Genomic DNA, 10,044 nt, shown 5'->3' on the forward strand with positions numbered 1-10,044 from the left:
GTGTGTCGGTCCCGGCGCCGCCCGCCGGGCCGGACACGCGGGAGGACACCCCAACGAGCGACGTCAGCGGCCTTCGAGACGCAGCGCGAGACCGTCCAGGAGGGAGCACAGGCCGAGTTCGAACACCTTGTCCAGCACGAGGTCGTACCCCTCGGCGGACAGCGTGGTCAGCATCCGGGCGAACACCGGGTGCCGGCCGGAGCCGACGATCGCCGCGAGCGCCGGCTCCTGGTTGGCCATCCAGTCGTCCTCGGACAGCCCGGAGCTGCCGAGCGCCTGCTGTTCGCGTTCGAGGTGGACCGCGATGCCCTGCACGAAGCTGAAGAACAGCACGTGCAGATCGCACAGCTCCGCCGCGTCGAGGCCGAATTCGTCCAATGCGGACAGTGCCCATTCCGCGTGCACGGCCAGGTTCGGCAGCGGCAACGGCCGGTTCACCGGCCCGAGCTGGGCGAGCCACGGGTGCCGCCGGTACAGCGACCACAGCGTCCGCCCGCCCAGTTCCAGCCGCGACCGCCAGCCGGACGGGGGCTGGGCCGGGTAACCGCGCTCGCCGTACACCGCGTCGGCCATCAGGACGACCAGCTCGTCTTTGCTCGCGACGTGGCGGTACGGCGACATGGGCGCCACGCCGAGCCGGGCCGCGACGCCGCGCATCGACAGCACCGCCAGCCCTTCGTGGTCGGCGATCTCGAGCGCCGCCCGGACGATCCGGCCACGCGTCAGCTCCTCCGAACGGCCGCGCGGCGCGGGCTTCCGTTTGACGCCGGGCCCGCCGGCGACCACCGTGCCCGAGCGCGGTTCGGCGTGGAGCACGCCCTCCTGGACGAGCACCCCCAGCGCCTTCGCCGCGGTCGCCGTCGCGACGCCGTGCTCGGCGGCGAGCCCACGGGTCGAGGGGGCCTTCGCGCCCGGGACCAGCTCGCCGGCGGAGATCCGGCGCCGGAGTTCGGCGGCGATGGCCAGGTATCGCGGCTCGGTCACACCCGTCTCCTGTCCTGGTACAGAGCGCCCACTGTACTAGGTCAGTTTTGGCACTCTGAGCAGCTTGATGCCACTGTGTCGATTGTACGCAGACAGCGTCCGAAACAGGAGGAACACCATGCGCGACGTGCTGATCTCCGGAGCCGGTATCGCCGGCCCGGCCCTGGCCCACGGCCTGCGGCAGAAGGGCTTCAGAGTGACCGTGGTGGAGCGGACGGCCGTCCCACGCGAAGGCGGGCAGGCCGTCGACATCCGCGGCGCCGCGCTCGAGGCGGTGGACCGGATGGGCCTCGGCGGGCCGGTGCGGGCCGCGCGCACCCGGATGCGCGGAATGTCCATGGTGGACGGTGCGGGCGCCGAGCTGTTCCGGTCCGAGGAATACGCTCCGACCAGCGGCCGGCTCGACAGCGAAGACGTCGAGCTGCTGCGTGACGACCTGATCGCGATACTGCACGAGGCCACGAAGGACAGCGTCGAGTACGTGTTCGACGACTCGATTACCGCGCTGCACCAGGAAGAACACAGCGTGCGCGTGGAATTCGAGCACGGCGGCTTCCGCACGTTCGACCTCGTCATCGGCGCGGACGGCGTGCACTCGGCCGTGCGGCGCCTCGCTTTCGGGCCGGAGGCGGAGTTCACCACCCACCTGGGCCAGTACCTGGCGATCTTCCCGGCGCCCAACCTGCTGGGCCTGGACAACTGGCAGGTGTGGTTCCGTGACGAAGCCGCCCAGGCCGGCGGCGTCGCCTACCCGGTGCGCGACAACAGCGAGCTGCGGGTCACGCTCGGCTTCATGGCCGAGACGCTGACCTACGATTACCGGAACACCCTGCAGCAGAAGGAAATCGTCGCCGAACGGCTGGCCGGCGCCGGCTGGGAGGTCCCGAAGCTGCTCGCCGCGATGGCCGACGCCCCGAACTTCTACTTCGACGCCATGGCCCAGATCCGGCTGGACCGCTGGACCACCGGCCGCGTCGCGCTGGTCGGCGACGCGGGTTACTGCGCGTCCGCGCTTTCGGGCCAGGGCACCAGTCTCGCGCTCGTCGGCGCCTACGTGCTGGCCGAAGAACTCGGCCGCTCCGGCGTCGACCACACCGCGGCCTTCGCCGCCTACGAGCGCCGCCTGCGCCCGTTCGTCGAGCTGAACCAGGCGCTGGCGACGGAGAACCCGGGCGGCGGGCCGGCCGAGGAGTCGGTGGAACGGGCGAAGAACGGCATCACCCTCTGAGCCGGCCGTACGCCGGGATGATGTTCTCCCTGGCCGAACCCCCGCTGTTCACCCGCCTGAGATCCGCGTCGTCGGTGCTCGTCGCCGGGGCGGGCGGTGGATTCGACGTCTACGCCGGGCTGCCGCTGGCGTTGTCCGTGCCACCGTCCACCAGCACGATCGCGTCCACGCCGAGGTGCGGGGAAACGCGTGCACAGTCGGGGCCGGCCCTGCTCGTCCAGCCACCGCGACAGCGTGCGTTCGGGGAAGTAGCCCACGCTGTCGGGACATCCTGATGCGCGGCGACGAGGCCGGCCTCGGCACTCCCGAGGAGGCATGACCAGCCTCGCCGCGGTGTCCGGGCTGGCGGAGGTGGACCGGCTCGTGGTCTGCCTGGGCTTCGGCATCGACGCCTACCACGGCGTCTGCCACGCGCACGTCCTGGAGAACCTGGCCTCGCTCGACCGGGCCGGCGGGTACCTCGGCGCGCTGTCGATCCCGTCGGCCTCGCCCGAAGCGCGGGCGTACGTCGACGCCGTCGCCCACGCGCAGGCCGATGCGGCCGAGCATCGTGAACGGCCAGATCGCGGCGGCGCTGCGCGGCGAGTTCGGGAACGTGGCCTTCACGACGCGCACCGAGGGGAGCGAGCTGTTCGTGAACCCGTTGATGGGCCTGTACTTCGCCGTCGACCTGCCCGCGTCCGTCGGCTACCTGGATCAGCTCACGGACACCGAAACGATGATCGACGTGATGCTGGCCATCGAAGCCCACCGCGACACCGGCACCCACCGGCCGCGGCGGGCGTTTCCGCACTGAGCTTCACGATCGGCGCCCGGCCGGATCCCGCAACCGCCGGGCGACGTCCCGGACCAGTTCGTAGGAGTGCCGCCGGTCGGCGTGGTGGTGAACCGGGGTCGTCACCATCAGCTCGTCGGCACCGGTTTCGTCGAGCACGGTTTGCAGCCGGTCCCACCAGGAAGCGGCCGTCGAGCTCGGTGCCAGGACGGGAAGCGGCTTCGTCCGGGCTCGGCAGGAGAATCCGAGCCAGGCCCAGGAAACCGGCGAGTCGAGCGCTGACCGTGCTCGACCCGAGCAGCCAGAACTCCGGCGTGCTCCCGATCGCGGGAATCGCCTTCACCGGCCGATGCCGAGGTCGATCCGCAATGCCTGCCGCGCCGTCGAACCCGCCACGATCGGCGCGGTGTCCAGCACCGAAACCGCCAGCTCGCGGGTGCCCTCGTCGGCCCAGGGGTACGCAGACGCTGCCGGTAGCGCAGCGGCGAAAGCCCGACGTCGCGTTTGAACGCGCGCTCCGAGGTACAGCCCAGTTCCGACGCCAGGGTCGCGACCCGGGCGTCACCGTCGCGCAGTGGCCGTTGCACGAGCAGCATCCGCCAGCGCCCGAGGTACGTCAGGGGCGGGACGCCCGCCACGGTCCGGAAACGATCGGCGAACGACGTGCGTGACATGGCGGCGGCGCGGGCCAAAACGCCCAGGCTCCCGGGCTTTCCGGGATCGGCGTGCATGAGCCCGATCGCCGGGCGCAGCCGCTCGTCGGTCAGCACCCGGAGCCTGGCCGGCGTAGGCGCGCACCAGCTCCAGAACCAAGAGCTGGAGGTACTGCCGGATCGCGAAATCCGAGCCGATCTCACCTCGTCGAACAGCCGGTGGATCGTGCCGCGCAGGTCGGCCGATCCCCGGATGTGCGCAACCGGCGGGAGCGCGCCCGCCATGGCGTTCAACAAGTCGGTGAGCGAGGCGGCGCAGCGGGCCATGGGCCTGATCGACGACGCCGGCGAGCCGATCATCGACCCCGGCCGCGGCCGGAAGACACCGGAGCAGGGCGCCGCGACCATCGCGTTCGCGGCCACCAGTCCCCTGCTCGCCGGGCACTCGGGCTGACCGTCCTCTTCGGATGGTCGCCCTGCCAGGGCGTGGCTGCCGGCGGCGAAGCTTTTTACGGTTGGGTCATGACCAGTGAACAACATCCGATCGGCAGCGGATTCGGCCCGGCCTCCACCGTCGGCGAGGTCCTTGACGGCGCCGATCTGACCGGCAAGCTCGCCATCGTCACCGGAGGATATTCGGGCGTCGGGATCGAAGACGTACGCGGGCTCAGCGCGGCCGGCGCGACCGTTGTCGTCCCGGCCCGGCGGGTCGACGAGGCGAAAAAGGCGCTCGACGGCGTCGAACGGGTCGAGATCGGCGAACTCGACCTGGCCGATCTCGTTTCGGTGCGGGCCTTCACCGACCGGTTCCTCGACGGCGGCCGCGAGATCGACATCCTGATCAACTGCGCCGGTGTGATGGCCGCCCCGGAGAGCCGGGTCGGGCCGGGCTGGGAATTCCAGTTCGCGGTCAATCATCTCGGCCACTTCGCGTTGACGAACCGGCTCTGGCCCGCCCTGTCCGCCGGCGATGGCGCCCGCGTGATCGCGTTTTCCTCCCGCGGGCACAAGTTCTCCGACATCCGGTGGGACGATCTCGGCTTCGCCGGCGGGTACGACAAATGGCAGGCCTACGCCTTTTCGCTCAACCCGGGCGGAATCCGGACCAACCTGCAGCGTCACGTGTCCCATGAGGACCAGGTCCAGCTCGGCTGGATCGACCGGGACGGGAACCACCTCATCGAGTGGAAGTCACCGGAGGCGGGTGCGGCGACCGCCGCCTGGGCTGCGACCTCGGGGCACCTGCGTGGCATGGGCGGTGTCTACCTCGAGGACAACGAGGTCGCCGAGATCGTCGACCCCGGCGCCCCGGACGCGATGAAGTCCGGCCTCCACCCGTACGCGGCGGACCCGGCGTCGGCCGCCCGGCTGTGGGACATTTCGGCCGAACTCACCGGCGTCAACGCCTTCGAGTGAGTGCCTCACCTGGGGCGGCGCGGAGTTAGCGACTGCGCCGAGCCCGGTTCCGCGGAGAAGATGTACAGGATCTGCCCGACCGCCCCGGTCACCGACAATGCCTGGTAATTCACCACGACTTCGCCGACCAGCGGATTGTTGAACCGCTTGATCCCGGCGGTGCGCTCCTCCACGTCGTGCCGGGCCCACATCGCCCGGAATTTCCCGCTTTTCAGGGAAAGCTCGCCGATCAGCTCGGTGAGGCGGGGATCGTCCAGTTCGGAGCCCACAGTGGACCGGACCCCGGCGACGGCCCCGTGCGCGATGGCGGTCCAATCGAGGTAAACGTCGCGGGCGGCCGGATCGAGGAACACGTCACGCAGGAGGTTGCGCCCGGGGGTGAATCCCGGGTTCAACGCGGCGGCGAGGTCGTTGGCGGCGAGCACGTCGCGATGCCGGCCGATGACCACGGCGGGCTGCTCCGTCCAGGTTCCGATGAGTTCCGCGAGCCCGGCACGCACCTTCTCGCCGACGGTGTCCCGCAGTCGGCGCCGGGGCGGGGGCGCGGCCAGCTGACGCAGGTGGGCGAGCGCGTCCTCGTCCAGCCGCAGGGCCTTCGCGATCGCTTCGAGCACCACCGCGGACGGGTTGCGGTCCCGGCCCTGCTCCAGCCGGGCGTAGTAATGCGGGCTGACTCCGGCCAGCTGCGCGAGCTCTTCCCGGCGCAGACCCGGAACCCGCCGGCGGCCGTAATCGGGCAGGCCCAGCTCAGCCGGGTCCAGCAGCTCACGCCGGGCCCGGAGGAACGCGCCCAGGGGCTTCCCGGTGTCGGCGTGCTCAGGCATACCCCGACGATAGGCCGCTCGGGTCGTGGCTGACCTGCGCGGGCGGGGTCCCGGCCGACCAGGCCCGGGCCTGCACCGAAGCCGCGTTCGACGCCGGCATCACCTTCTTCGACACCGCGAACGTCTACGGCCGCGGTGCCGCCGAGTCGGTCTGGGGCCGGATGTCGGACACCGGCTGCGCACCGACTACCTCGACCTGTACCAGGCGCACCGATTCGACCTCGGTGTGCCGATCGAAGAGATCGTCGAAGCTCGCCGTGTTCGCCACCGAAGGCGTCACCCACCGCTGACGATCAGCAGGGAGAGGATGGCGCCCAGACCGTTGTTGACCGCGTGCACGATGACGCCCGGCCACACCGATTTGGTGCGCACCAGCAGAATGCCGTTGATCCCGCCGACGACGATCGCGGGAATGAGGGCCAGGTTGATGCCGTGGGCCAGCGCGAAGAAGACGGTGCTGCCGATGACGCTCACCCATGAGCCGTACTTCGTGAGCGCGGTGGCGAGCACACCGCGGAACAAGAACTCCTCGCCGAGCGGCGTCAGGACGGCGATGCCGAGCAGATACAACAGGAAGGCCGGCCCGCCCGCGTGGGTCGCGGACTGGTAGTCGCCCTGGACGTTGGTGCCCGAGCCGCCGCTGATCAGCCCGTAAACGATGGTGACGACCTGGTTCAGGATGAGCGCGAGCAGGCCGAAGCCGAACGCGATGAAGATCCAGCGGACCGGGATGGCGCGGACGCTGAACGCGGGCCAGGCCCGGAGGCGGATGGCGAAAGCGGCGAAAAAGCCGAGCAGGCCCATGATCCCGGAAAGCACGGCGAGGCCGATCCCGCTCGAGACCGGCGAGTCATGGGTGATGGCGCTGACGATCGGCGGTCCGAGGTAGTAGGACAGGATGTAGACGACCGCGCCGACGATGATCTCGGGCCACCCGGCTCGCCGCTTTTCCACGGCGGCCTCGATGGTCTTGGCATCCAGCTCCACTTTGCGGTTCCTCTCGTATCGGTCGGATTGAGGGCTTTGCGTGAGTTCAGGCGAGGGCGCTGATGCCGAGCCCGGCGACGACGGCGACGATCGTGCCCCAGAGCACGATGGAGATCAGCTCCCAGATGATCACCTTGGTGCGGGGCGCGCCGAGCGCGATGAGCGCGGCGGTCGAGATCTGGGTCGGGTGCCCGAGCAGGGCCACGCCGGGGACGCCGAAGCGGTCGAACAGCTTCTTGACGCGGGCCTTGCCGGGGGTGGTGGTGCGCTCCTTGCCGCGCGTGGCGCGTCGGCGCACGGAGTCGGTGATGAACGCGATGGCGAGCATGACGGCGACGTTGCCGAGCACGGCGCAGATCGCCGCCACGACCGGGTGAACCCCGATCACGATGCCGATCACGCTGCCGATGTAGCTCTCGACGAAGGGGATGGTCGCGATCAGCGCGATCCCGATCCACTGGAGGGCGCCCGGCCACGAGCCGACGAAGTGCTGCAGGTTCTCGATCATGGTTTTCTTCCTCTTCCGGTTCGGCCGGGCCGTGCCCCGCACGCTGTGCGGCACACCGTACCGCACACTGTGCAGGTACGCTCGTCGGCATGGCCACGCGGGAGAAGATCATCGAGGCCGCGCTCCGTCTGGCCGCGGCCCAAGGGCTCAGTTCGCTGAGTGTGCGATCCGTCGCGGCCGCGGCGGGCGTCGGTGCGACGACGCTTCGCCACTACTTTCCGACCCAGGCCGAGCTGCACCTGGTGGTCGCGACGGAGCTGGCCCGCCGTCCGGTCGGCGACCTCTCGATCGCCGACGACCGGCGCGACCCCTCGGATCGGCTGTTCGAGTGCCTGGCTCAGCTGTTGCCGCCGAACGGGCGGCGGGCGGCCGTCGAGGGCTGGTTCGAGCTGCATCGGATGTCCGCCTCGGTCCCCGAGGCTCGCTCTATCGTGGAAGGCGCCCAGCGGTCACTGGCCGAGCGCGTACGCCGGTGGCTTGCCATCCTCGCCGTCCGGGGCCACCTTCGCCCCGAGGACGTCGACGGTTATGCGTCATCGGCGCTGGCGCTCGTCAACGGGCTGTACGTGCGGGCGCTGTTCCAGCCTGGGCAAGCCGATCCGGACGCCGCGAAGAACACGATCAGGTGGTTCGCCGAGCGGGTGGTCGACCGTCGTCCCGCCCCGTGACGGCGCGCTCTTAGGCCAGTGCCTGTGCCACAAACCAGCGAACCGTGTCGTCCGCCCGGCCGAGCGCGGCTTCGTCCTGGTCGAGCAGGAGGTGGAGCTGCAGCCCGTCCACGATGGTCTCGAACCGGTCCGCCAGCACCTCCGGGGACTCTCGCAACGCGCACCCGTCGTCGGCCAGCTGCTTGAACCACCGGGTCGTGATCGAGACCGATTCGGCCTGCCCGGAGTTCACCAGCTCGAGCACCTCGGCGTTGGCATCGGGCCCGACCGCGAGGGTGATCAGCTCGAACCAGACGGTGAGGGCGTACTGCCGGTATTCGGAGCTGGGGAGGAACTGCCGCAAGCTCGTGTACAACCGTTCCGCCGGGCCGAGCGAGGAATCCCGGATCCGGTCATCGCTGAGCGCAACGGAAACCAGCCGCTCGGCGACGGCGCGATAGAGCAACGCCTGCGAGGGAAAGTAGGTCCGCAGCGTCGTCGCCCCCACCCCCGCCGCCGCGGCGACAGACCGCACACTCAGGCCCCGGAGCCCGTCCGTGCGCGCCAGGCGCGTCGCCACGTCCAGGATGTGCTGTCGCTTATCGGCATTCCCAACCACAGCATGATCCTATAGCGCGGCTCGTTGCCTGGTCGGCGACACGGAGCGCAGCCGCATGCAGTCGATCGGCGACCGACCGGTGCGAGGCGCACTCAGCGCGAAGGACGATGCCGACCGGTCACCAACCAGACAAACAACCGGCGGCGCGAGTTCGCGTCGCAAGCATCCTTCGCGCTTGGCGTTAGCGGACTTTGATCAGCTCGTGAAACATCTTCGACCGCTTCTGGCGGGGGCAGCGGCCTGGCCATCGTGCGCCACCTGGTCGAGGCCCACGCATCGGCGAGGTCGGCGTGCTCAGGGGCGCACGCGGATGACGGTCTTGCCCTTGCGTCGTTCGGTCGGGTTGAGCGCGGGGATGGCGTCGTCGAGGGTCACGATGGTGCCGATGTGGGTGCGGAGGCGGCCATCCCGGACCCGGTCGACGATCTCGGTCAGCTGACTCGGCACGGACTCGACAACGAAGTCGATCGCGAGGCCGTCGGCCGGGCGGGCCTCCACCGGGCCGACCACCGACACCAGCGTCCCGCCGGGCCGGACGATGTTCGCCGACCGCCGTTGAACCTCACCACCGATGACGTCGAAGACCAGATCGACCCCGCCGACCTCGCCGAGGTCGTCGTGGCCGAGGTCGAGGAACTCGTTCGCGCCGAACTCGAGCGCCGCCTGCCGGTCCGCCGCCCGCCCGGTACCGATGACATAGGCGCCGAACTCCCGGGCCAGCTGCGTCACCACGGACCCGACCGCACCGGCGGCGCCGTGCGCGAGGACACTCTGCCCCGCCCGAACACGACCATGCTGAAACAGGCCCTGCCACGCGGTCAACCCGGAGATCGGCAGGCTCGCACCCACCGTGAAGTCGACGTTGCCCGGCAGCGGCGCCAGACTGCGCGCCTCCACACCCGCGTACTCGGCCAGGGTTCCGTCACGGTGCCAGTCCGTGATCCCGAAAACCCGCTGCCCCACCGAAAAACCGGTCGTGCCGTAGCCGAGAGAAGCGACCACCCCGGCGAACTCGTGCCCGATGACCGCCTGCGTCCGCTCACGACCGGAACGATCAACCCACGTCGACGCCCACTCCCACTCGGCCGGAACGAAACCCGACGCACGGACCTCGACCACAACGTCATTGATCCCCGGCGCCGGCCCAGGCCGCTCGGCGAGCGTGATGCCGGCAGCTTCCGCGGCCTGGTCCGTCACGACGATTGCCTTCATGGCATGCCTCCGTAGCTCTCCGATTTTGGGCTTGCCAGCCCACTAACGGCAGTGAACACGACCCGATACTGGGCTGTCAAGCCCACTCTGGGGTAGTGTGGACGCCATGGCAGCCACCACGGAAGCCCAGAAACTCACCGGCAAAGGACAGGCGACCCGGGCCCGCATCCTCGAACACGCCGCAGAACTCA

13 protein-coding genes and 1 pseudogene are annotated in these 10,044 nt (G+C 70.1%); 6 read left to right on the forward strand and 8 right to left on the reverse strand.

Going from position 1 to position 10,044, the window contains the following annotated elements; translation table 11 throughout:
* Positions 1 to 63: 63 nt before the first annotated feature.
* Positions 64 to 984 (reverse strand): TetR/AcrR family transcriptional regulator C-terminal domain-containing protein, encoded by a 921-nt coding sequence (locus BMY97_RS40305; protein WP_091628217.1) that lies wholly within the window; start codon positions 982 to 984, stop codon positions 64 to 66.
* Positions 985 to 1,102: 118 nt separating this feature from the next.
* Here BMY97_RS40305 and BMY97_RS40310 point away from each other — a divergent pair, with 118 nt between their 5' ends.
* The gene (locus BMY97_RS40310; RefSeq protein WP_091628218.1) at positions 1,103 to 2,212 is read left to right on the forward strand and encodes an FAD-dependent monooxygenase; all 1,110 of its coding nucleotides are present in this window, start codon (positions 1,103 to 1,105) and stop codon (positions 2,210 to 2,212) included.
* A gap of 535 nt (positions 2,213 to 2,747) precedes the next feature.
* The gene (locus BMY97_RS48875) at positions 2,748 to 3,008 is read left to right on the forward strand and encodes a hypothetical protein (protein WP_245787752.1); all 261 of its coding nucleotides are present in this window, start codon (positions 2,748 to 2,750) and stop codon (positions 3,006 to 3,008) included.
* A gap of 3 nt (positions 3,009 to 3,011) precedes the next feature.
* On the opposite strand, the gene BMY97_RS49255 is transcribed toward BMY97_RS48875, so the two are convergent.
* Entirely contained in the window at positions 3,012 to 3,146 is a 135-nt protein-coding gene (locus tag BMY97_RS49255) for a hypothetical protein (RefSeq protein ID WP_281246961.1), read from the reverse strand.
* Entirely contained in the window at positions 3,116 to 3,718 is a 603-nt protein-coding gene (locus BMY97_RS49720) for a helix-turn-helix domain-containing protein (RefSeq protein WP_425425401.1), read from the reverse strand. Before BMY97_RS49720 ends, BMY97_RS49255 begins: the two co-directional genes overlap by 31 nt.
* On the opposite strand from BMY97_RS49720, the gene BMY97_RS47940 reads away from it, so the two are divergent.
* Together BMY97_RS47940 and BMY97_RS40325 are read left to right on the forward strand one after the other, a co-directional pair.
* Positions 3,717 to 4,094: a hypothetical protein gene (locus BMY97_RS47940; RefSeq protein ID WP_218156994.1), complete on the forward strand. Its 378-nt coding sequence runs from the start codon at positions 3,717 to 3,719 to the stop codon at positions 4,092 to 4,094. The two genes, BMY97_RS49720 and BMY97_RS47940, sit on opposite strands and share 2 nt — an antisense overlap.
* Positions 4,095 to 4,162: 68 nt before the next feature.
* Positions 4,163 to 5,056, forward strand: a complete 894-nt coding sequence (locus BMY97_RS40325) for an SDR family NAD(P)-dependent oxidoreductase (RefSeq protein WP_091628220.1) — start codon at positions 4,163 to 4,165, stop codon at positions 5,054 to 5,056.
* A 5-nt stretch (positions 5,057 to 5,061) separates the two neighbouring features.
* Here the strand turns inward: BMY97_RS40325 and BMY97_RS40330 are convergent, their stop codons facing one another.
* Positions 5,062 to 5,880, reverse strand: a complete 819-nt coding sequence (locus tag BMY97_RS40330; RefSeq protein ID WP_091628222.1) for a helix-turn-helix domain-containing protein — start codon at positions 5,878 to 5,880, stop codon at positions 5,062 to 5,064.
* A gap of 20 nt (positions 5,881 to 5,900) precedes the next feature.
* On the opposite strand from BMY97_RS40330, the pseudogene BMY97_RS40335 reads away from it, so the two are divergent.
* Positions 5,901 to 6,133 (forward strand): annotated as a pseudogene (locus tag BMY97_RS40335) (aldo/keto reductase); the annotation flags it as partial.
* A 23-nt stretch (positions 6,134 to 6,156) separates the two neighbouring features.
* Here the strand turns inward: BMY97_RS40335 and BMY97_RS40340 are convergent.
* Together BMY97_RS40340 and BMY97_RS40345 are read right to left on the reverse strand one after the other, a co-directional pair.
* Positions 6,157 to 6,867: a CPBP family intramembrane glutamic endopeptidase gene (locus BMY97_RS40340; RefSeq protein WP_091628223.1), complete on the reverse strand. Its 711-nt coding sequence runs from the start codon at positions 6,865 to 6,867 to the stop codon at positions 6,157 to 6,159.
* 46 nt (positions 6,868 to 6,913) lie between these two features.
* Positions 6,914 to 7,375, reverse strand: a complete 462-nt coding sequence (locus tag BMY97_RS40345; RefSeq protein WP_091628225.1) for a small multi-drug export protein — start codon at positions 7,373 to 7,375, stop codon at positions 6,914 to 6,916.
* An 89-nt stretch (positions 7,376 to 7,464) separates the two neighbouring features.
* On the opposite strand from BMY97_RS40345, the gene BMY97_RS40350 reads away from it, so the two are divergent.
* Positions 7,465 to 8,043 (forward strand): TetR family transcriptional regulator C-terminal domain-containing protein, encoded by a 579-nt coding sequence (locus tag BMY97_RS40350; protein WP_091628226.1) that lies wholly within the window; start codon positions 7,465 to 7,467, stop codon positions 8,041 to 8,043.
* Between the two features lie 10 nt (positions 8,044 to 8,053).
* Here BMY97_RS40350 and BMY97_RS40355 read toward each other — a convergent pair whose 3' ends face one another.
* The gene (locus tag BMY97_RS40355; protein WP_177231774.1) at positions 8,054 to 8,602 is read right to left on the reverse strand and encodes a TetR family transcriptional regulator C-terminal domain-containing protein; all 549 of its coding nucleotides are present in this window, start codon (positions 8,600 to 8,602) and stop codon (positions 8,054 to 8,056) included.
* Between the two features lie 333 nt (positions 8,603 to 8,935).
* Positions 8,936 to 9,853 (reverse strand): NADP-dependent oxidoreductase, encoded by a 918-nt coding sequence (locus BMY97_RS40360; protein ID WP_091627864.1) that lies wholly within the window; start codon positions 9,851 to 9,853, stop codon positions 8,936 to 8,938.
* Positions 9,854 to 10,044: the final 191 nt, after the last annotated feature.

It is taken from the genome of Amycolatopsis saalfeldensis (assembly GCF_900110575.1).
Classification (GTDB): Bacteria; Actinomycetota; Actinomycetes; order Mycobacteriales; family Pseudonocardiaceae; genus Amycolatopsis; species Amycolatopsis saalfeldensis.

Excerpts from the sequence above, each read along its gene's own strand:
- BMY97_RS40310 (WP_091628218.1), top strand. The coding sequence starts at position 1,103 with ATGCGCGACGTGCTGATCTCCGGAGCCGGTATCGCCGGCCCGGCCCTG.
- BMY97_RS48875 (WP_245787752.1), top strand. The coding sequence starts at position 2,748 with ATGCGGCCGAGCATCGTGAACGGCCAGATCGCGGCGGCGCTGCGCGGC.
- BMY97_RS47940 (WP_218156994.1), top strand. The coding sequence starts at position 3,717 with ATGAGCCCGATCGCCGGGCGCAGCCGCTCGTCGGTCAGCACCCGGAGC.
- BMY97_RS49720 (WP_425425401.1), bottom strand. The coding sequence starts at position 3,718 with ATGCACGCCGATCCCGGAAAGCCCGGGAGCCTGGGCGTTTTGGCCCGC.
- BMY97_RS40325 (WP_091628220.1), top strand. The coding sequence starts at position 4,163 with ATGACCAGTGAACAACATCCGATCGGCAGCGGATTCGGCCCGGCCTCC.
- BMY97_RS40330 (WP_091628222.1), bottom strand. The coding sequence starts at position 5,880 with ATGCCTGAGCACGCCGACACCGGGAAGCCCCTGGGCGCGTTCCTCCGG.
- BMY97_RS40345 (WP_091628225.1), bottom strand. The coding sequence starts at position 7,375 with ATGATCGAGAACCTGCAGCACTTCGTCGGCTCGTGGCCGGGCGCCCTC.
- BMY97_RS40350 (WP_091628226.1), top strand. The coding sequence starts at position 7,465 with ATGGCCACGCGGGAGAAGATCATCGAGGCCGCGCTCCGTCTGGCCGCG.
- BMY97_RS40360 (WP_091627864.1), bottom strand. The coding sequence starts at position 9,853 with ATGAAGGCAATCGTCGTGACGGACCAGGCCGCGGAAGCTGCCGGCATC.